The following is a 19,584-nucleotide window of genomic DNA, read 5'->3' on the forward strand; positions in this document are numbered from 1 at the left end:
CGCGCGAGATGAGGAATCGATGGCTCCTACGACGACCCGGGTGCTCCGGCTGCTGTCCCTGCTGCAGGACCGGTCCTACACGGGCCGCGAGCTCGCCGCGCGCCTCGGCGTCACTGAGCGCACGTTGCGGCAGGACGTGCAGCGCCTGCGCGAGCTCGGCTACCCGGTGCACGCCGCGCGCGGCGCCGTGGGCGGATACCGGCTCGGGCAGGGCGCGAACATGCCCCCGCTGCTGCTCGACGACGACGAGGCGGTGGCCGTGGCCCTGGCCGTCGGCCTCGCAGGGGACGGTTCCACCGGCATCACCGACATCGACGCCAGCCTCGGGCGGGCACTCGCCAAGCTCCAGCAGATCCTGCCGAAACGCCTGCAGCGCAAGGTGACCGCGCTGCGGTCGGCCACCGCGGTCGGGCCCGCCACGGTCGGCTCCCGCGAGCCGGACGCGCCGGTGCCCGCCGCCACCCTCACTGTCCTGGCCGGCGCGATCCGGGACGGCGCGACCCTCCTGGCGGCCCTCGCCGGCGTCGAAACCGAGGTCGAGCCCTACCGTCTCATCAGCTGGCGGCGCCGCTGGTTCCTCGTCGCCTACGAGCTGGGCACGCACTCCTGGCGGGCGCTGCCGGTCGCCGGCCTGAGCGAGGTGCGCTCCACGTCCCGCCGCTTCGCCGCCCGTTCCCTGCCCGACGACGACCTCGTCGCCTTCGTCCTGCGCGAGGTGGCGCAGACCGGCTGGAAGGTGCACGCCCGCGTCACCGTCCTCGCGCCCGCGGAGACCGTGATCGCCCGCATCAACCCCGCCGTCGGCGTGGTGGAGGCGGTGGACGCGCGCACCTGCGTCCTCGTCACCGGCGCCGACGCCATGGAGACCATCGCGATCTACCTCAGCATGCTGATGATGGACTTCCGCGTGGACGGCCCGCCCGAGCTGGTCGAGCACGTCCGCACGCTCGCCCGCCGCTACACCGAGGCCGTCGGCGGATGAAGCGGCCCGTCGCCGGCCGGCGCGCGGGTTCGTCGCGGTTCGCGTGAGGGCAACCTGGGATGCGGGGACGCCGGCGTTGAGTCAGGTGGAGGTGCAGGCGTGGCCCCGGCCCGTTTCCCCTTCGGGCGAGTCGACGGCAGACAGGATGATCAGGTGGGAGGCGTGTGCGGCCGCACAGGGATGTGGCCGGGTAGGTTGCCGCAGCAGACGGAGAAACCGCTGTGGCGAGGGCACTCGACCTCGTCCGATGCTGGGCAGAAGTAGATGTCCGGGCAGCCGCAGTCGTAGAAGTGTGGCAGCGGGTCGGGGAGTTGCGGCGTGATCATGCGTTCCAGGATGCATGATCGAGAACGCCATCGTACGGAACTCAGGTCACTGAGTACGAGCTACACTCGGCCGACTTCATGCTCACAGCCCTGATTTGCGCCCTGCTCGCCGGAAGAGTCGCGAGCTCTCCAGGAGGAGACGCAGTGTAGGGACAGTGCAAGGACCAGGACGCCATGTTCAGTCGCCTGCTGTTCCGCCCCCAGCGGTCGACGTGCGGTATGCGTGCAATGATCAGGCAATTCACGGCCAAGAGACATGGTCATGCCGCGGTGTCCGGCTGTCTACGGTTTACACCAAGCGAACGACGGTTGATCGTTGTCGTTACGTTTCCAAACGATCAACCTGTATAAGCGGTCGCGAGGCCCGGGGTCACCCCCACGTTCATGGGGAGGAGTGCGGCGGCGTGGTCGGAGGCCGGATCGGCTCGGCAGCCCGGCTTGTGTCACCGGCCTGGGGCGGAACATCACAGGAGGCCGGACAGGATCTCTGCTCTGTCCGGCCGGGCTCGCTACGAAGATCACAACGTACGCCGAACAACGATCCCGGAACCCGGCCATAGAGCGATCCAGCTCAGGAGCTGTTCACTTGTTTGTCCACTTGGCCTTGCAGCGGTACTCGCCGTCGAAGAAGGTCGTCTCGTAGGTGTACCCCTTCTGCAGTAGCATGCCCCGGCTGTAGTGCGTCCGCCCTGAACCCAGGTCGACCTCCAGCTGGCTCATGCCGATACCGTTCTTCAGCGACTTGAAGGTGCCGGTGCGCCCCTTGGTCGTGCGTCCCCAGACATAGGTCGTGCCCCTGTACGTGCCTGTGCGCACCTGACACCTCAAGCCCAACGGCCCCGACCAGACGGTGTCGGTGTCCCGGGTCTTGACGTTGCTCGCCTTGCTCGGGTCGTCCAGGCCGCTCACGACGGCGGTGACCTAGCGGGTACGGTTGCTCATCACCCCGTCCCCCGAGTCTCGGAGGGTTGCATTCCTCCCTTATCGACGGGTGATCCTCCGCCGGCGGTACTGGGATTTCATCCACGAAAGCCGTTCCGCACGCGCCTGTTCCTCGTCGCAGCATGCGCATGGGATATCCACCTCTATTCGGCCAAGGGCCTCTATCCCATGTTGGGCGACCAGGAACTTCACCGTGTCGCCATACAGGCGTGCCAATCTGTGGCGCCGTCTTCCGTACCGGCTGAAGTACTGCTCGATGGCGGTTGCAGTCTCAGTGGCCAGGGACACGAGCACTCCATCTGGTAGGGACAGCCAGTGGGACGCGGATAGGTGCCGGCCTGGTTCTGGCAATAGCTCGAACCACTACATGGCCGGCCGCCCTACATGGTTGGGGGTCGATCGAAGTCCAGGGCTTCGTACCTCAGCCCCGGCCCACCGGACTCCTGCGGCGTCCAGAAGCCTGTACTGCTGGGCTGTGTCGGGCGGATGCGCCCGTTCACCGGCTCTGCGAAATAGGGCGGCATGTGGTGACGCGCCATGAACCGGTCTTCGCCATGGCGATCATCCAGTGACCCCGGGTTGCGCTGAGTCGGCCAGGATGGCCGCCAGTTTGAGGCCTTCGTCGGCGAAAAGTCGTCCTGCCTGCTCTCCCTTGGCGCGTGTCTCCAGAAGGACGAGCCAGGAGGAGCCGTCGTGCTGGGGTACGACGCGGATCTGCCGCACCTCGCTGAAGCCGACCTCCTGTAGTTCGGGGTGGATCGCCGTCGGTGACCAGTGCACCTTCCAGGCGCGATCGAAATCGATGATCTCCAGGTGTCCGTCATAGGTGTAGGGGACCGGTCCGTCGAGGGTGACGGTGAACGAAGCGTAGTAGGTGGCGGTCTCCCCGAAATTCAAGTACGCCTTAGGGCGGACGCGGATGTCCTGGATGATTATCCGCTTGGCCTGGGAGCCCTTGGTGAAGGCGTTGTAGATGCCGTCGAAGTCTCGGGGCGGCTCCAGCACCTGGGCTTTCATGGCGGACAGGTCGCCGCGCTGCCAGGCCGTCAGGAACGCGGTCGCCGTCTGCTGGGGCGAGCCTTTGGTGCGTACCGTCAGGTAGACGGCAATGCCCAGACCGAGGACGGCGATCAGAGCTACGGCGATGGAGATCGCTGTCCGTCGCCGCCGGCGAGAGAATGCGGGCATATCGGGGGCGCCGGCTAGAGCTTGCCTTCGAGGAGTACGGTGCGGTGGTTGGCCAGGTGGCCAGCGAATTCATCGACGAACTGCGAGCGTAGCGGTGGCCAATTCCAGAATGTGAAGCCGAGGTAGGCGAGTACGAAGTAGTCATCGGCCCACTTCCAGGAGGTCGGTTCGACCGGCTGCGTGCAGGCTGGACAGGCAATGACGATGTCGTCTCCTTCATCCCAGCCTCGTACGACTCCACGGAAGGGTTCCCATACGTCGTAGTTGAGTTCATAGCGCTCGTCGACCAGGTGGGTCGTCGTCGAGCAATGCGGGCAGGTAACGGCCATGGGGTCGCCCTGCCCCGCGTCGAAGACGGTACGGCCGACAATGATGGCGAGGCCGTCATGCCAGGGCACGCTCCAACCGGACGGGTCCACCGCTGTTTCGGCGCGCGGGCCGGGCGGGTATCCGAGATCGGCACCTAGGACGCAGTGCGTGGGCTCCGCAGACACGATCCCTGAGGAGATCAGCCAGCTCCGAACGTCCGCCGCCAGCGTTTCCGCCTCCTGAGGAGTCGCCTGGACGTCCACGATCGTCTGAAACCAATCTCCCATGAGCTTTCCTTATCTATCGCCGCCGGACGCCGTGCAACGATACAAGCGGTCACTGACAGAGCCGAGGCCGTGCTGCCGTTGGCGCGGCATTTGCCACTCGGGTGATCTCAGTCAGGAGTGGTGTACGTTGCGGGGACGTCGGCTGACGCCAAGGCAGGCGACCACGCGTGATGCGTCCGGGGCTAGGAAGAGCTGGAAGTGGTAGGCGGGCTCCGTGCTTCTGACCATGCCCAGGATGAGGTGCTGAAGTCCGCAGGAGCTGAGCTGCGCGACCGCCTCGTCGAAGCCTGAGGTGGGATCTCTGGCCGGTGGGTGAGACGTGCGCGACGCCGGATGCGGGCAATGATCAGGACGGCGGGTTTGCGTATCGACCTGTCGGGTGGGATTGCGACAATCTTGCGATGCGTCTTTCCGTGGTGGTCGGGTTCGTGCTCACAGCTGGATCGTGAAGTGAGAAGCCATGGGTAAGAGGCGCTACGTCGCCAGAGGCGTTCCCGGCGGGTACCGGATCTGGGACAACAGGGCGCGTGGGTGGTGGGGTGACCTCTACGAGTTGTGCCCTGACGATCTGCTTCATGAGCTGAACGGGGCGCGTGACCTCGACAAGATCACGGCCCTTCTCAAGCGTTACCGAGCCGCGAAGCGGTAGCCGGGTGGTTCTTCACCGTGATCGATCCGGCCGGTCTCCGTAAGCGATGGCGTCGCAGGGTGGGTGACGATGATCCTGTGATTCGGCTGTGGAGCGATGTCGAGCTCGCCGTCGCGGCTGGCCTCATCGTTCTGCTGCTTCTCCTGCCCACCGTCCTTTGGTTCGCCGTAACGATGCTGCGCCGCCGGAGATGACGTCTCCCCGCGGAGTGCTCCGGCACGTCATCGGCGGGCGGCGGCCAGGCGGGAGCGGGCGTACCTTCATCGTCGCTCCCGCCGACCGTCAGGCCGGAGCCTCATCGGGGCGAATGAGGCCAGAACAGATTGTTGACAATGTAGGTCCGCATGCGTGGAACGGTCCTGGCGCGATCGGCCCACGAATGATTAGCGCTTGGTCGGGGGACTACAGCAGCTTCGGGTGTGGGCAGCGTTCCGACGGGTCGGGTCGGCCAGGGATGGGCCGCTTGTGGTTCGGCCGGTCGGTCTTGACGGTTGTCTGCCAAATTGTTAACGATCTGTGTAACGCAGATCGCGGGAGACACGCATGCCGGATCACCCCCAGCCCTCCGCACGAGCCCGTGACCTGGTCGCGGACGCCTACGACATCCACATCCACGTGGCGCCGGACGTGATGCGCAGGCGGATCGACGACCTGACGCTCGCCAAGCGGTTCGCCGAGGTCGGGCTCGCCGGCTTCGTACTGAAATCCCATTACGTCCCCACCGCGGAACGGGCCGAGGTGGTGCGGAAAGCGGCGCCCGGCGTCGACGCCGTCGGGGCGATCACCCTGAATGCCGCGGTCGGCGGCATGAATCCCATCGCCGTCGAGATCGCCGCCCGGGGCGGCGCCAGGTTCGTCTGGATGCCGACCGTGGACAGCGCCAACCAGCGGGCCTGCACCGCGAGCGACCCCGAGGGCGCCACGCCCCCCATGTGGGCCAGGCTGCAGGACGATCTGCGGGCGGCCGGGATGGCGGCCGATCCCGTGGACGTCGTGGGGCAGGACGGGACGGTGCTGGAGCTGACCAGGCAGGTGCTGCGGCTGATCGGGCAGCATGATCTGACCCTCGCCACCGGCCACCTCAGCGCCGACGAGATCGACGCGGTGGTCGGCGCGGCCGTCGAAGAGGGCGTACGGCGCATCGTGGTCACTCATCCCGAGTTCACCTCGCAGCGGGTCTCGGTGGACCGGCAGCGCGCGCTGGCCGCCAAGGGAGCCCTGCTCGAACGCTGCTTCACCACCCCGCACTCCGGCAAGGTCACCTGGCGGACCTGGCTCGACCACATCGACGCCGTGGGCCCCGGCCACTCCGTGCTCTCCAGCGACCTCGGCCAGCCCTTCAACCCGCCCGTGGAGGACGGCTTGGCCCTGCTGGCCGACCGGCTGCTCGCCGAGGGCTTCACCGACAAGGACGTACGCACCATGGCCGTGGACAACTCCCGCCTGCTGGCCGGTCCCCGATGAGCGACACCGTGATCGAGGTGAGCGGGCTGGCCAAGCAGTTCGTCAAGGACGCGGTCGGCATCGTGGCGCTGCGCGACTTCGACCTCACGATCGCCGAGGGCAGCTTCGTCACCGTGCTCGGCCGCAGCGGCTGCGGCAAGTCCACCATCCTCAACCTGCTCGCCGGCCTCACCACGCCAACCTCCGGCACGGTGGCCTATCGCGGCAGGCCGGTCGCGGGCCCGCGTACCGACATCGGCTATTTGACCCAGTCCGACACCCTCATGCCCTGGCGCAACGTGCTCAGGAACGTCGAGCTGCCCCTGGAGATCGGCGGCATGCCCGCGCAGAGGCGCAGGGAACGTGCGGCCGAGCTGATCGGAAAGGTCGGCCTCGACGGGTTCGAACGGCACTACCCGCGCGAGCTGTCCGGCGGGATGCGCCGCCGGGTCAGCCTGGCCAGGATGCTGGCGGGCGATCCCGAGACGCTGCTCATGGACGAGCCGTTCGGCGCCCTCGACGCCCAGCTCCGCGGCGAGCTGCAGGCCGAGCTGCTGCGGCTGTGGGCGGACGGCGGGCAGACGGTGGTGTTCGTGACCCACGACATCGAGGAGGCGCTGCTGCTCGGGGACCGGGTCGTGGTGCTCGGCCCGGTCGGCCGCGTCATGCTCGACCGGCCCATAGACCTGCCCCGGCCCAGGGACGCCGACGAGCTCCGCGTACATCCCGAGTTCGTCGCCCTGCACCGGGAGCTCACCGCGGCGCTGCGGGAGGGAGCCCGATGACCGCGATCCAGACCGTACGGCTCGACAGGACCTGGTGGGGACGGCACGGCGGCACCGCCACGGTGTGGTCGCTGCGGGCCCTGCTGGTGGTGGCGCTGCTCGTGGTGTGGGAGCTGACGGCTGAGCGGTGGTTCGACATCACGTTCACCAGCCGGCCGAGTGATATCTGGACGCGTCTGGTCCAGTGGCATCAGGACGGGACATTGTGGTCCAACACCTGGATCACCGTTCAGGAGGTGGTGTACGGCTTCCTGCTCGGGGCCGCCGCGGGTGCTTTGACCGGGTTCGTGCTGGCCTCCGCGCGGGCGCTCTACCAGGTGCTCGATCCGTTCATCATGGCGCTGTACGCCATCCCGAAGGTGGCGCTGGCGCCGCTGTTCATCGTCTGGTTCGGCATCGGCATGCACATGAAGGTGCTGCTGGCCGCCGCGACCGTCTTCTTCCTCGTCTTCCTCAACACCGCGGCGGGCGTGCGCGAGGTGGATCGGGGGCTCATCGACGCCGTACGCCTGATGGGCGGCAGGCGGCGGGAGATCATGGTCAAGGTCGTCATCCCGTCGTCGATGACGGGGCTGCTCACGGGGCTCAAGGTCGCGATTCCGTATGCGCTCATCGGCGCGGTGATCGGTGAGCTGGTGGCGTCCAACAGGGGGCTGGGCTACCTGATCAACGACGCGGCCGCGCAGTTCGACACCGCCGGAGTGTTCGCCACGCTCGTCGTGCTGAGCGTGATCGCGGCGCTGCTGAACCTGGTCGTCGGGCTGCTCGACCGGCGGGCGAGCCGGTGGAAGCCGCTGGGGGAGGAGCGGTGAACCGCCACCTCGCTTTACTGGTCGCGCTCCTGCTGTGCGTGACCGGTTGCGCGCAGCGTAGCTCGACCACGCCGCCCGGCGTCCTGAACGTCGGGCAGATCAGCAACTCGCTCGCGTTCTTCCCGCTGTTCGTGGCCGAGCAGAAGGGCTATTTCACCGAGGAGGGCGTCAAGCTCGGTGAACGTCCTCGGCTCGGCACTGGGGCAAAAGTCGCCGCGGCCCTCAAGTCGGGCAGCATCGACCTCGGCGCCGGGGTGATGACGGACGCGTTCAACCTGGCCAGGATCGACGACAAGGGCCGGCTGGTGGCCAACCTGGTCGACCGCTACTACGTGGACGTCGTCGTCGGCCCCTCCTTCGCGGGCGCGAGCCCGTCCGACCCGCTCGACCAGCGCATCCGCGCTCTGCGGGGCAAGAAGATCGGCATCACGGGGCCGGGCAGCGGGACAGAGGCGCTCGTGACGTACCTGTTCGCCAAGACCGGGATGAACGCCGATACCGACTGCGAAATGGTCAACCTCGGCAGCACCGCCGCGTCCGCCCTGGGTGCGCTCAAATCTGGACGGGTCGACGCGCTCGCCTTCTTCCAGCCGATCGCCCAGCAGGCCGCGGCGGCCGGGATCGGCGTACGCTTCATCTCCCCGGCCGCCGGCGACGTGCCTGGACTGGACCGGACCTCGCACGGCGTCGTGTTCACCACGCAGCGGATCATCGACAAGAAGCCCAAAGAGGTCGCCGCCTTCCAGAACGCGATCGGCCGCGCCCAGCGCTTCATCCACGAGGCCGACCCCGACGAGATCATCAGGCTGCTGGGCGTCTATATGAAGGGCATCGATCCCAAGGCGCTGACCGAGCTGCCTGCGCTCATGCGTACCGAGATTCCCGAAAGCATCGGGTTTCCCCGCTCCTCCTTCGAGGCCGCCCTCACCTTTCACCGGATGACCGGGCTGGTCAAGCACCTGCCGACGTACGAGCAGATCGTGCCCGCCGCACTGCGCACGGACGCTACCTGATGCGGCGCACGTGTCGGCCGAGGATCGGTGGTGCCGAGGAGCCGGATGCGAGCATTACCAGGAGGGCGGCCGCCAGCAGGCACACCTCATAGAGCCCCCAGCCGCTTGCGACAGCCGCGAACCAGTCCGGGGTGAACAGGGGTAGGGAGCCGTCGCAGATGCGATCCCCTCGGTAGTCGGCCGAGAGCGGGCGGACGAGCGCGATCAGCGTCAGCGTCCAGGCGGCGCGCGCGTTCGTCGTCGCCGACTCGCGACGTACGAGGGCGAAGAGCACGATCAGCAACGGCACGGCATACGTCGTGACGAGTTCGCTCAAGGTGGCGAGGTCATCGCGCCACTGCCGGAAAGGGGAGCGGTCGATCGAGTCGTACGAGCGGACGCAGGCTACGAAACCCTCGGTGAAGCCCCTCGCGTAGTACTCCTCCGTCAGGCTGGACATCGCTAGCTCGATGGGCCAATCGAACCGGCCCTTCCAGGTGTCCCAGGTGGGGAAGGCCGCAGCGACGAGAGCGGCCAGCCAGGCTAACCGGGCCCGCTTGAGCGTCGTGAAGCTGACGTCACGGGTGTTGACCTGATTCAAGCCCCGTCCCTGATAGCGAATGCGTGATAGAGGACTTTCTCGCGCAGCGTGAACGGTTTCGGTTCCACCTTCCAGCCATTCTGTGGCATGTCCAGGCGGACGGATCCGGCCTGTCCGTCAAGACGCGGTGCGATCAAGGTCACGTCGTCCACGTCCACGTCCGCGTTGTGGGAGATGTGTACGCCCTCAGGGGTGGCTCCTTCGCACCATGTCAGGACGGTGATCGGATGCCCCTCCGCGTCGACGCTGACTCCGGTCGCCCCTGCCATGGGAGGCGAGCAGCTTGAGACGCTCATGATTCCGCCGACTATCAGCACGATTCCGCATAAGCGCCGCATGTTCGCACGTTAAGTCGAGCCGGCAGCGCTGCGGTGGGCCGTGATCGAATCGCTTCGCAAGCGTGGCGAGATCTGGTTTCAGGTGTCGAGGAGTTGTAGGGCGGCTTGGGTGCTGGCGATCAGGTTGGGGTCGCCGTTGGCTGTGCGTATGGCGAGGGCCTCCTGCAGCGCCTCGCGGGCCTCCTGTTCGCGGTCCAGGTCGATGAGGGCTTTGCCCAGGTGTTGGAGGGAGAAGCACGTCAGCTCCGGTGCTTCCGCTCTTGCGAGGGTGAGTGTTGTGCGGCAGATCGTTTCTGCGGTCGTCGCGTCGCCGGCGTAGCGGTGGGTGTCGGCCAGGTTGAGTGAGGCCGCTATGCGCCTGCGGGTGGTGTCGGCCTGGGTGAGGGCGCGGTTGAGGTGGTCGATCGCGGCGGCGTACTCGCCAAGGACGAGCAGGCCTACCCCGAGTGCGCGCAGGGTGGTGTAGTCGGTGGGGTTCTCGGCGCGGGCCGAGGTGACCAGCGCGGCCAGACGGTCGCGGTCGGTGGGGATCATGCGCTGGCGGTCGTCGTACGTGATGAGCTCGTTGATCTCTTGGAAGAGCACAGGCAGAAGACTAGGGGTGGGTGGGGCTTGGGAAGCACCGAGTTCGAGGCCGGGTACGTGAACTCGTGGCTGGCGGCGTGGCAGCACAACCTCGTGTACGCGCAGGATCCTGGCCAGGGGGAGACGCGGCGGATCTGGGCGAGGGTGGCGCTTTCGGCGCTCGATGGTGCTGAGCGGGCCGGGTATCTCGCGCGGAACGCCGATGTGAGCCGGTTCAATCTTCGGGCGCTGCTGATCTCGGATCTCGGGTCCGCCGATGATCCGCTGTGGGATCCGGATCAGTTGGTTTCGGATGTTCTGGGTGCTCTGCCGTTGTCCTTTGAGCAGGCGGGCGAGTGGGTGGTGGACTGGCGGGCGCGTCCTCGTGAGCAGATTTTGGCGATGCGGGTCTGCAAGAACCTGCTTGCGCCGCTGAAGCTGATCGTCGATCAGGTGAGTGACGGACAGGTTGAAAGGTGGTTGGCGCTGTGGGCGCGGCTGCCGTGATCACATGCTGGTCAACGGGACGTACCTGGGGTGGTGAACGTACGGACCGAGCGGGGGCGGTTCCGGATGCTCAACGGGTCGAGCGCGCGGATGTACCACCTGACGTTCGCCGACGACCGTGCCTTTCACGTGGTGGGCGGGGATGCCGGGCTGCTCGCCGCCCCGGTCGAGGTGGACCGGATCTCACTGACGCCGGGCGAACGGGTCGAGCTGGTGGTGGCCTTCGCCCCTGGTGAGCAGGTCATGCTGCGTATGGTCTCGGAGTCGGACGACATCGACGAAGGCGACCACGACCTCGTCAAGATCGTCGCCGCGCCGAGCCTGTCCGCCTCGCCGCCGCTGCCCGCGCGGCTGTCCGGCGCGCCCGCGCCGATCGTGGTGCCGCCCCAGGCGACGGTACGGTTCTTCCACCAGTTCTGAGGCGTCGCTTCGGCCGGCTTGGTAGGCACCGAAGAGGGTGGGCGTGCCGTCGGGGTCGCGTCAGTTCGTCAGTTGGGTCAGGGCTTCGTCGAGGGCCTTTTCGGCGGGGCAAGAGATGTCGGGTTGGACGCCGGTGCCTTCCCAGTTCGTGCCGGAGATCGGGTTGATGGCGCGGCCCGTCGGGACGGTGGCTTCCAGGTGGGGGTGGACGGTCCAGCCCTTGCACGGGTGGGCGCCGCCGCGGGTGGGCTCGCCCACGATCACGGCGCGGCCGAGCTGCTGGAGGTTGTAGGCCAGTTCTTCGGCGGCGGAGAAGGTGGTGGTGCTGACCAGGATGTACAGGGGCTTGGTGCCGCCGAAGCGGGCGCCGGGGACGTGGGGCAGGCTCCAGGACTGCTCGGTGCGGTCGCCTTTGCGCCAGTACATGCTGTTGAGGTGGGTGCGCTGGTCCAGGAGGTGGCTGCAGACGAAGGCGACGGTGTCCGGGTCGCCGCCCCGGTTGCCGCGGAGGTCCAGGATCAGGGCCTGGGCGCGGGAGGCGAGGGTGAGGGCGGCGGTCAGTGGTTCGGCGGCCCAATCCAGGGGGAACAGCATCGGCGCCAGCTCCACCAGGGCGACGCCCCCGTCGAGCAGCTCCACCCGGGGCGCGCCGCCCAGTGAGGTGTCGAAGTCGCGGCGGATGGACTCCATGGTCGCCGCGCCCTGCTCGGGGGAGACCGGGTCGGCGTGGTGCTTCAGCCTCAGGTGCTTGTCGCCGTTGACGGACTGCAGGTCCGCGGTGACCAGAGCGGCGAGTTCCGCGGCGCTGCCGACGTCGTAGGCGCCCTCGGCGAGGCGGCGGCGCAGCAGGTCGGCGAGTTGCCCGGCCACTTCGGGGAAGACGTAGTGCTCGGTCAGCAGCCCGGCCGTCTCGTCGATGATGGATGCAGGCTGCAGGTTCGTCAGGGTCGTCACGGCGGGAAAGTAGACCAGTTCGCTGACGAAACAGTCAACGGCTGCCCTATGTGAAGGCGTCCGCGCTGGGCGGGAGTCTGGCGGGGCCCTCTCGCCGGGGGTGGAGGGCGTGCTGATCAGGGTCTTTCGACAGCAGCCCGGTGACCGGGCTCCAGGTCAGGTCCAGCGTCTGTTGGTGCGGTCCACCTCCAGCTCGGCCGGGGTCAGGTCCACGTGGACGGGGATGCCGGGGCGGCCTCCCACCTTCACCAGGAACTTGCCGCGGCCGGGGGGTTCGCCGTCGCGGGCGCGGGCGTTGTCCCAGCTGGGCGGGGTGGACCAGTCGACGATCATGCGTTGCTCGGCGGCGGACATCCCCACGACCTGGGTCAGGGCGGACAGCTCGGCCTCGGGGAGGCCGCCGCAGAGGATCATGCCGGCGCGTTCGGCGAAGCCCCTCGCCTTGAGGCGGTCGGCCTCCTCGGTGAGGGCCAGCAGGTCGCTCATCGTGTGGGTGATCATCGCCTGGCCGACGCCGCGCTGGCGGTTCAGGCGGGTCAGGGCGTCCACGCGGTCCACCAGGCCGCGACCGGCGCGCAGGACGCGCCACAACTCGTCCAGGACCACCCAGAAGCGGCGTTGCGCGGCGAGGCCGGCGTCGGCGAGGGCGTGGGCGGCCTCGATGGCGCCGAAGCCCTCCGACCAGCAGGCCAGCAGGACGGCGGCCTGCAGCTCCTGGTCGGACTCGTCGATGCCGGAGATGTCGATGCAGCAGCCGGCCGGGGTGTCCAGGCGGATGGGGGTGGTGGTGGCGCGGGCGAAGGCGTCCCCGAGCGGGCCGTCCACCAGGCCGAGCAGGGAGGCGTGCAGGGGGTCGACGACCTGGCGGTAACGGTCCTCGCTGCCGCGGGCCAGGGTCACGGCTCGTACGGGATCGGGACCGGCGTCGATGACGTGGATCAGGTCGGGCAGGATGGGGACGCCGGGGTGGCGTTCGTCCAGGACCCGCAGAGCGGCGGACAGGATCGTCCGCTCGGTGTCGGCCACCGGGCGGCCGCGGACGATGGTGACGAGGGCGGCGACGGCGTTGAGGCGGCGGCCGTGCGCGTCGGCCAGCAGGCGCTCCCGGTCGAGGCCGGACAGGCGCGCGGCGGCGGCGCCGATCTCGCCGGGGTCGAGGACGTTCAGAGCGCCGAGCCCGCGGCCGAGCTTGATGATCTGGCCGCCCATGGCCGCGATCAGGTCGGTGTAGTCGGGCTTCAGGTCGCCGAGCACCAGCGGGGTGACGCCGTAGCCGGCCAGGCCGACGACCTGGCGGCGGACCAGCGTGGACTTGCCCAGCCCCGGCTTGCCCAGCACGAGCTCCGACGGGTTGTGGATGAGACCGGCGCGGGCGAACCAGGAGATCGGGTCGCAGCACAGCGTCGCGCCGCCGGTCAGCTCGCGCCCGAGCGGCACGCCGATCGCCGGCGTGCTGAACCCGACCCCGAACGGCCACAGCCCGCACACCTGCACGGTGGTGCCGCGCCACTCCGGGGGCGCCTCCACGTACGGTACGCGGCCACCGCCGCGCCCGGCGTATCCGCGCGGGCCGAGCCGCGGGGAGGTGTACGGCATGGTCAGCTCCCTTCGGAGGAACGGGTCACAGCGTCTCCCTGACGAACGCGGGGATCCGCAGGTGGTCCGGCAGGACCAGGCCGAGGGGCAGCGCGGCGGCGAAGCTCGCGGCCTGGGCGCCGTACATGCGGCGCAGGCGTACCCGGGCGGAAGGGGCGAGCGTGTCGATCGCGGCGACGGCGGCGGGCAGGTCCTCGGAGCGCGCGACGGTGGCGGTGACGAGCATCGCGAAGCGTACGAGACCCGCCCCCTTCGCCTCCTCTCTGGCGCTCTGGTCGGCGGCGGCCACCGCCACGGTGTCGCGGGCGGCGGCGTTGACGCCGCCGAGGCGGAAGCGGGCGTCCTTGCGGTCGCGCTCGACGAGGCGGGCGGCGCTGCCCGGATCGTACGGGCGGTACAGCAGGGAGACCCGCTTGCGTGCGACGTCGCGGTGCGGCGCGAGCAGGTCGGTGAGCACCGGCGCGAGCACCTCTCCCCGTGGCGCCTCGCTCATCCCCCAGGTGACCGAGATGCCGGAGTCGTGCCGGTAGTGGTCCCAGGACTCCTGGGCGGCGACGGGGCCGATCTGGTCCCAGGGCTGAGCGATCGGCTCGCCGCCCGAGCGGGCCGCGTCCAGGAGCCGCTGGCTGGCCGGGTCGTACGCGATCCTGATCGCCTCCGCGATCTCCGCGGCGGTCATGGGACGTGAGGCGCCCGCGCCCGCCATGCTGAGCCCGGCGGTCAGGCCGGGCAGCCGGGTCGCGATCTCGCGGGCCATGGCCGCGGTGCTGCGGGGCCGGCCGCCGCCGCGCGGGTTGGCGGCGTAGGTGACGGCGATGCGGGTGGAGACCTGCGCGGAGCCGGCGGGGTAGGTGCGGACGACGTCGTTCAGTACGGCCGCCGCCAGCTCAGGAGCGTCGGGCGACAGGTTGTCGGCGACCTCGCGCCGCAGGCGGGTGCCGAGGTCGGGCGCGGTCTCGACGGTGACCGTGGCCGCCACCAGGGACGGCTCGTGGGCGAGCCCGGCCAGCCACTGGCCCCAGTGCGCCACCCACGTGTCCACCTGGTCGCTGTCGACCAGCGCGGCCCCCTCCACGGACACCTCGAACACCGCCGTGTGATGACCGGTCGCCGGCACCACGATCAGGCCGAACGCGCGGCCCCTGGAGTCGGTGGCCTGCACGACGTGCGAGCCGGCGGCCAGGCCGGGGAGCTGGAAGGCGCCCTTGTGGGTGAGCCCGAGCGGCCCCGACCGGTACAGGTGCCGGCCGCGCCCCCGCCCGCGCAGCCACGACAGGCGGGCGACGGCGATCTGCAGCCCGGTGCGGCCGTGCCGGTCGCGCAGCAGCAACAACGGCGTCAGCACGAACGCGATCACCGCCGCCAGCACCAGCGCCGCCTTGAGCGAGACCATCATCGTGATCACGCACGCGACCAGCCCGCCGAGGAGCAGCAACGTGCCCAGCAGGCCCAGGTCGCCGATGCCCGGGCTGGCCGGGCGGCGCCAGTTGCCGTAGGTGCGCTCGCTGTCAGCAGTCGCCATCCGATCCTCTTTCTCGTAGGGGTGACTCGCCGTCGGCGGCCGTCTTCGTGAGCGTCGCGGTACGGGCGCCCGACGGGCCTGCGGGGCGGGCGGGCCTGGCCGCGTCCACGTTCCGCGCGAGCGTGGGCAGGATGCGGGCCCCCATGGCGACGGTCACGTCCCCGGTGGTGGAGAGGGAACCGCCGCCGTGACGCACCGCGCCGACCGCCGGGGCCAGCAGCCGCAGCAGGGCCGGCAGCGCCGCCACCGCCAGGATGATCACCACCAGGCCCGACAGCTGCGCCAGCTCCGATGACGGGTCGCCGATCGCCAGGAAGGCGTAGCTGTAGACCGTGGCGGCGGCCGGTTTGTACAGGGCGAAGGCGAGCGCCCAGACCGCGATGCGGGCAAGCCAGGCGCGGCCCGCCTCGGTGCCGCTCAGGGCCGCCGCCATCGGCAGCATGCCGACCAGCAGGCCGAGCAGGGCGACGCGGGCCAGCATCAGCACGATCTGCAGGATGCAGGAGATGATCGAGGCGAACGCCAGGACGATCGTCAGGCCGGGCGGCAGGGTCATGCCCTGGAAGCCGGCCAGGCGGGTGATGGCCGCCCCGAAGTCGCCGCCGAAACCGCCGCTGTCCAGGGCCTGGCCGATGATCCAGCCGGAGTACGCGTCGCCGGCCTCGACCAGCAGGGACATCGCGGCCGTCCCGCAGCCGGTGACCACCGCCAGTGTCAGCAGGCCCGTCACCGCGCGCATCGCGGGCTCCGACCTGCGGCGCATGGCCAGTCTGCCCGCCGCGATGACCAGGCCCAGGACCGCCAGCAGGGCGACGTACCAGTGCGTACGCTCCTGCAGCCAGGCCACGGGGCCCACGCTGTCGGACAGGGGCGGCGCCGCGGCGCTGCTGCCGGAGAAGCTCGCCATCATGCCCAGAACCTTGACCTGGGCCTCCTGCAGCGCCGTCGCCAGCTCGTCGATGACCCCGCCGCCCTCGGCGGCGCCGGTCACCCCCGCGCAGACCGCGTCGGCGCCGGGCAGGTCGCACAGGCTCGTGCCCTCGGGTGTGGGGGACCTCATCACACGCCGCCCCACGGCACGAACCCCGCCAGCGAGGTCACCGCCTGCAGGCTCGGGCTGATGGAACCGTCCGGCTGCAGCCGCAGCCGCCAGTCGCCGCCGCTCCACACCACGGTGACGGTGTTGACCTGGAGGTGTCCTGTGGCGGCGAAGCGGGAGACGAGCTGGACGGTGGCGACGTCGGGGGTGTACGAGGCGAACGCGTAGGCGGCCAGCTGGCCCTTGCCGCCGGTGTCCTCGCCGGCGTTCACCTGGCGGCGCTGTTCCGCGTACGCGTCGCGGCCCGGTCCTGGCATCACCTGCTCGTCGACGACGCGCCGCCAGCCGTCGGCCAGCACGAACCTCGTGGCGATCTGCCAGGCGGCGATCAGGGCGCCGGTGGGCGTACGGGAGAAGCAGCGGTGCACGTCGGCCTCCTTGCGGTGCGGGCCGTGCTCGCGTGAGGCGGGTTCCGCGACGCCGTGGAACACCGTCCACGTCACGTCGGCGGGTGGTTGCGCGGGAAGGTCCTGGGAGGCCGTCGCGGGGGTGGCCGGGCAGTGGCCCGGCGCGGCGGCGGCCGGTGTGGGCGGTAGGGAGGGCGCGGCCGGCGGCGTGACCGCCCACGCCGGCACCGATGGGGACGGCGGCGGCGCCGCCGGTACGGCCGAGCGCGATGAGGCGTGGCGCACCGGCCGGTCGGCGGTGTCCTCGCGGTCGGGCCGCAGAAGCACCATCACCGCAAGAACCGCCACCAACGTCACGAAAACCGCCGCGACCCAGAACGCCGCCCCACGGGAGGCCCCACGAGGGGAGGCGTCACGGAAGTCCGCGCCATGGGAGGCCGTGTCACGCGGGGCCGTGTCGCGCGGAGCCGTGTCGCGCGGGGCCGTGTCGCGCAGGCCCGCGTCGCGCGGGGCCGCGTCGCGCGGGGCCGCGGTGTGCGGGGCCGCGGTGTGCGGGGCCGCGGTGTGCGGGGCCGCGGTGTGCGGGGCCGCGGTGTGCGGGGCCGCGGTGTGCGGCGTTGTGTCGGGCTGAGGTGAGGTTGGGGGCGGTGGCGTGGGGTGGATGGGTGGTTCGGGGGGCCGGTGGTGGGTGGAGGTCATGACAGGAGGGCGCTGACCAGGCCGGAGGCCGAGCCGAGGAGGACGCAGGCGGCCATCACCCACGCCAGCCCCACCGCGTGCCTGCCGCCCTCCCCACGGTGGTGGATCAGGGCCATCCTGGCGGCCACCCCCATCACCCCGGCCACGCACATCCCGGTGACGATCCACGTCGCCCAGCCCAGCGCCGTCAGCAGCTTCTCCGAGCCGGGCGGCGGCGTGCCGATGCCCGGATCGGGGACGCCCACGAGCGGCAGCACATCGGCCAGAAATTGCGTCATGAAGGTCCTCCGGGGTGATCAGATGCGATGTTCCGGTACGCGTCGCCGGCCCATGACAACCCCTCAAGGTCCGTGCTCGTAAAGAGAATGACCAAGCCTTTCTTATTTCTCCGGTACGGGGACTCGCGCAGCGGCAGACCACCGGAATTACTCGCTGCTTAGGCCGTTGACCAGGTAAAACCTTACTGCTCGGGAATGCGCAGGGCCACTAGCGACACCTTTTCCCGGCGGGGTTCGCAAGGGCCGGAATTGGCTCCCCGACACATGGTGAATGGCGCCGACAAGAGAGACGTTGTTTATGAATAAGGGTGGAAAGCTGGTCATCCTGGCGACGGCCACATCTCTGGCTCTCTTGGTCGGCCTGGTGCTCCTCCTGAGCGGCGGGCCGCCGAGAACGGGCTCGGTGGTGTCGTTGCGCCCCGGCAGCGTCCCCGCCGCCTACCAGGCGTGGCTCAGCCGGGCGGGCCGGCTGTGCGGGCACGTCAGCGCGCCGCTCATCGCCGCCCAGGTGGAGGCGGAGAGCGGCTGGCGGCCCAAGGCGCGATCCAGCGTGGGGGCGCGGGGCATCGCCCAGTTCATGCCCGCTACCTGGGCGAGCTACGGCCGGGACGCCGACGGCGACGGCGTCACCAGCCCTGACGACCCCCAGGACGCGATCATGGCCATGGCCCGGTACGACTGCAGCCTGGCCCGCACCACCGCCCGGCTGCCCGGGGATCCGACCTCCAACATGCTCGCCGCCTACAACGCGGGACCCGGCGCGGTCCTGCGGCACAAGGGCGTCCCGCCGTACCCGGAGACCCAGGAGTACGTGCGCCGCGTCCTCGCCCGCGTCGCGCACTTCACCGACATCCCGCTCACGGCGCTCGGCGCCACCCGGTTCGGCAGCGCGGTGGTGGCGACGGCGCAGCGCTGGCTCGGCACCCCCTACTCGTGGGGTGGCGGCGGGCCCAACGGCCCGACCCCCGGCATCGGCAGGGCGACCGGGATCGTCGGCTTCGACTGCAGCGGTCTCGTGCTCCACGCCGTCTGGGCCGCCTCGGGCGGGCGCGTCCAGCTTCCGCATCTGGCCGCCACGCAGGCGACCGAGTACGGCACCCCGGTGCCCCGCGATCAGTTGCTGCCCGGCGACGTCATCGGCATCGACCACCGCGACGGGCGCGGCATCAGCCACATCGTCATCTACGCAGGTCGCGGCCAGGTCATCCACGCGCCCCAGACCGGGGACGTCGTCCGCATCGCCCCGTTGAAGAACTTCGCCTCGGCCGCCTGGACCATCCGGAGGTACGCATGAGCCCCCGACCCCGCACCCTCACGGCCGTCGGGACGGCTCTCGCGCTCGCCGGTTGCGCCGCCGCCCCCGGCTCGGTGGCCACCGAGCGTATGACGCCCCCGCCTCGTGCGTCCGTGCCCGCCGCGTCTGCGCCGCCGCCGTCCGGTTCGGTGATGTTCGGTCCCGGGTCGGCCACGCCCACTCCGAGCAGGTCCACGGTGGCCGCCCTCGACCCCGCCTCGATCGACCAGCGGGACGCCGACGCCGTCAGCACCGCCGTCCTGACCGCCATGTGGAGCGTCGACACCACCACCGACCACGATCAGCGCGACGCCGCCCTGCGGGCCGCCGGCTGGCTGAGCCCCGAGTACCTGGCGGAGCTGCGGGACGGCCCCCAGGTCGGTACGGACGCCGCCTGGGCCACGTGGGCCGCCCACCGCGCCCGTACGCGGGCGTCCCTGACCGAGGGCCGCGACACGCGCCCGCCCGACACCGCCACCCAGGCCGACCGGCAGTGGCAGCTCACCGTCACCCCGGTCGGCGCCGACGGCTGGCGCGGCAAGCCCCTCACGATGACGGCGTTCGTCGCCCTCGAACGCCCCAAGCGCACCGCCCCCTGGCGCGTCACGGCCGTCACCCTGCGCTGACCCCCGCGGAAAACGCCGTGGCCG

Annotated in this window: 23 protein-coding genes; 10 read left to right on the forward strand and 13 right to left on the reverse strand. The window is 70.2% G+C overall.

Translation table 11 applies throughout. The features are described 5' to 3' along the window. The first annotated feature begins 19 nt into the window (after positions 1-19). On the forward strand, positions 20-982 hold the full coding sequence (locus tag AB0K18_RS38130) for a WYL domain-containing protein (protein WP_364924799.1): 963 nt from the start codon (positions 20-22) through the stop codon (positions 980-982). 149 nt (positions 983-1,131) lie between these two features. Here the strand turns inward: AB0K18_RS38130 and AB0K18_RS38135 are convergent, their stop codons facing one another. The 4 genes from AB0K18_RS38135 to AB0K18_RS38150 form a co-directional block, all read right to left on the reverse strand. Continuing rightward, positions 1,132-1,308 (reverse strand): hypothetical protein, encoded by a 177-nt coding sequence (locus tag AB0K18_RS38135; RefSeq protein WP_364924803.1) that lies wholly within the window; start codon positions 1,306-1,308, stop codon positions 1,132-1,134. A 582-nt stretch (positions 1,309-1,890) separates the two neighbouring features. Next, positions 1,891-2,217, reverse strand: coding sequence for a hypothetical protein (locus AB0K18_RS38140; RefSeq protein WP_364924805.1), 327 nt, complete (start codon positions 2,215-2,217; stop codon positions 1,891-1,893). Between the two features lie 594 nt (positions 2,218-2,811). Then, positions 2,812-3,438, reverse strand: a complete 627-nt coding sequence (locus AB0K18_RS38145; protein ID WP_364924808.1) for an NTF2-like N-terminal transpeptidase domain-containing protein — start codon at positions 3,436-3,438, stop codon at positions 2,812-2,814. Positions 3,439-3,452: 14 nt separating this feature from the next. After that, positions 3,453-4,034 (reverse strand): hypothetical protein, encoded by a 582-nt coding sequence (locus tag AB0K18_RS38150; protein ID WP_364924810.1) that lies wholly within the window; start codon positions 4,032-4,034, stop codon positions 3,453-3,455. 460 nt (positions 4,035-4,494) lie between these two features. On the opposite strand from AB0K18_RS38150, the gene AB0K18_RS38155 reads away from it, so the two are divergent. The 5 genes from AB0K18_RS38155 (at position 4,495) to AB0K18_RS38175 (ending at position 8,736) form a co-directional block, all read left to right on the forward strand. Beyond that, positions 4,495-4,683, forward strand: coding sequence for a hypothetical protein (locus tag AB0K18_RS38155; protein ID WP_364924813.1), 189 nt, complete (start codon positions 4,495-4,497; stop codon positions 4,681-4,683). A gap of 543 nt (positions 4,684-5,226) precedes the next feature. Continuing rightward, entirely contained in the window at positions 5,227-6,147 is a 921-nt protein-coding gene (locus AB0K18_RS38160; RefSeq protein ID WP_364924815.1) for a DUF6282 family protein, read from the forward strand. Then, positions 6,144-6,911 carry an ABC transporter ATP-binding protein gene (locus AB0K18_RS38165; protein ID WP_364924818.1) on the forward strand — a complete coding sequence of 256 codons (768 nt, stop codon included), beginning with the start codon at positions 6,144-6,146 and terminating at the stop codon, positions 6,909-6,911. The genes AB0K18_RS38160 and AB0K18_RS38165 overlap by 4 nt, the downstream gene beginning before the upstream one ends. Beyond that, positions 6,908-7,723, forward strand: coding sequence for an ABC transporter permease (locus tag AB0K18_RS38170; protein WP_364375597.1), 816 nt, complete (start codon positions 6,908-6,910; stop codon positions 7,721-7,723). The genes AB0K18_RS38165 and AB0K18_RS38170 overlap by 4 nt, the downstream gene beginning before the upstream one ends. Then, positions 7,720-8,736, forward strand: coding sequence for an ABC transporter substrate-binding protein (locus AB0K18_RS38175; protein ID WP_364924822.1), 1,017 nt, complete (start codon positions 7,720-7,722; stop codon positions 8,734-8,736). The genes AB0K18_RS38170 and AB0K18_RS38175 overlap by 4 nt, the downstream gene beginning before the upstream one ends. Here the strand turns inward: AB0K18_RS38175 and AB0K18_RS38180 are convergent. From AB0K18_RS38180 to AB0K18_RS38190, 3 genes are all read right to left on the reverse strand, one after another. After that, the gene (locus tag AB0K18_RS38180) at positions 8,729-9,316 is read right to left on the reverse strand and encodes a hypothetical protein (RefSeq protein ID WP_364924825.1); all 588 of its coding nucleotides are present in this window, start codon (positions 9,314-9,316) and stop codon (positions 8,729-8,731) included. The genes AB0K18_RS38175 and AB0K18_RS38180 overlap by 8 nt on opposite strands. Further along, entirely contained in the window at positions 9,313-9,585 is a 273-nt protein-coding gene (locus AB0K18_RS38185; RefSeq protein WP_364924828.1) for a hypothetical protein, read from the reverse strand. The genes AB0K18_RS38180 and AB0K18_RS38185 overlap by 4 nt, the downstream gene beginning before the upstream one ends. Positions 9,586-9,732: 147 nt before the next feature. Then, the gene (locus AB0K18_RS38190) at positions 9,733-10,239 is read right to left on the reverse strand and encodes a tetratricopeptide repeat protein (protein WP_364924830.1); all 507 of its coding nucleotides are present in this window, start codon (positions 10,237-10,239) and stop codon (positions 9,733-9,735) included. Positions 10,240-10,266: 27 nt separating this feature from the next. Here AB0K18_RS38190 and AB0K18_RS38195 point away from each other — a divergent pair, with 27 nt between their 5' ends. Both AB0K18_RS38195 and AB0K18_RS38200 read left to right on the forward strand, forming a co-directional pair. Beyond that, positions 10,267-10,725: a hypothetical protein gene (locus tag AB0K18_RS38195; RefSeq protein WP_364924833.1), complete on the forward strand. Its 459-nt coding sequence runs from the start codon at positions 10,267-10,269 to the stop codon at positions 10,723-10,725. 33 nt (positions 10,726-10,758) lie between these two features. Next, complete coding sequence (locus AB0K18_RS38200; protein ID WP_364924835.1) at positions 10,759-11,145, forward strand: hypothetical protein; 387 nt, start codon at positions 10,759-10,761, stop codon at positions 11,143-11,145. Between the two features lie 60 nt (positions 11,146-11,205). Here the strand turns inward: AB0K18_RS38200 and AB0K18_RS38205 are convergent, their stop codons facing one another. From AB0K18_RS38205 to AB0K18_RS38230, 6 genes are all read right to left on the reverse strand, one after another. Next, positions 11,206-12,099, reverse strand: coding sequence for a S41 family peptidase (locus tag AB0K18_RS38205; RefSeq protein ID WP_364924838.1), 894 nt, complete (start codon positions 12,097-12,099; stop codon positions 11,206-11,208). Positions 12,100-12,255: 156 nt separating this feature from the next. Further along, positions 12,256-13,695: an ATP/GTP-binding protein gene (locus AB0K18_RS38210; RefSeq protein WP_364924841.1), complete on the reverse strand. Its 1,440-nt coding sequence runs from the start codon at positions 13,693-13,695 to the stop codon at positions 12,256-12,258. Positions 13,696-13,720: 25 nt separating this feature from the next. Continuing rightward, a complete protein-coding gene (locus AB0K18_RS38215; protein ID WP_364924843.1) occupies positions 13,721-15,217 on the reverse strand; it encodes an SCO6880 family protein in 1,497 nt (498 codons plus the stop codon). Next, positions 15,204-16,277 carry a hypothetical protein gene (locus tag AB0K18_RS38220; RefSeq protein WP_364924846.1) on the reverse strand — a complete coding sequence of 358 codons (1,074 nt, stop codon included), beginning with the start codon at positions 16,275-16,277 and terminating at the stop codon, positions 15,204-15,206. The genes AB0K18_RS38215 and AB0K18_RS38220 overlap by 14 nt, the downstream gene beginning before the upstream one ends. Next, positions 16,277-16,996, reverse strand: coding sequence for a hypothetical protein (locus tag AB0K18_RS38225; protein WP_364924848.1), 720 nt, complete (start codon positions 16,994-16,996; stop codon positions 16,277-16,279). Before AB0K18_RS38225 ends, AB0K18_RS38220 begins: the two co-directional genes overlap by 1 nt. A gap of 362 nt (positions 16,997-17,358) precedes the next feature. Continuing rightward, positions 17,359-17,640: a hypothetical protein gene (locus tag AB0K18_RS38230; RefSeq protein ID WP_355419838.1), complete on the reverse strand. Its 282-nt coding sequence runs from the start codon at positions 17,638-17,640 to the stop codon at positions 17,359-17,361. Positions 17,641-17,938: 298 nt separating this feature from the next. On the opposite strand from AB0K18_RS38230, the gene AB0K18_RS38235 reads away from it, so the two are divergent. Together AB0K18_RS38235 and AB0K18_RS38240 are read left to right on the forward strand one after the other, a co-directional pair. Then, on the forward strand, positions 17,939-18,934 hold the full coding sequence (locus tag AB0K18_RS38235) for an NlpC/P60 family protein (protein ID WP_364924851.1): 996 nt from the start codon (positions 17,939-17,941) through the stop codon (positions 18,932-18,934). Continuing rightward, positions 18,931-19,560, forward strand: coding sequence for a hypothetical protein (locus tag AB0K18_RS38240; protein WP_364924853.1), 630 nt, complete (start codon positions 18,931-18,933; stop codon positions 19,558-19,560). Before AB0K18_RS38235 ends, AB0K18_RS38240 begins: the two co-directional genes overlap by 4 nt. The last annotated feature ends 24 nt before the right edge of the window (positions 19,561-19,584 follow it).

This window comes from Nonomuraea sp. NPDC049421, assembly GCF_040677005.1.
GTDB lineage: Bacteria > Actinomycetota > Actinomycetes > Streptosporangiales > Streptosporangiaceae > Nonomuraea > Nonomuraea salmonea.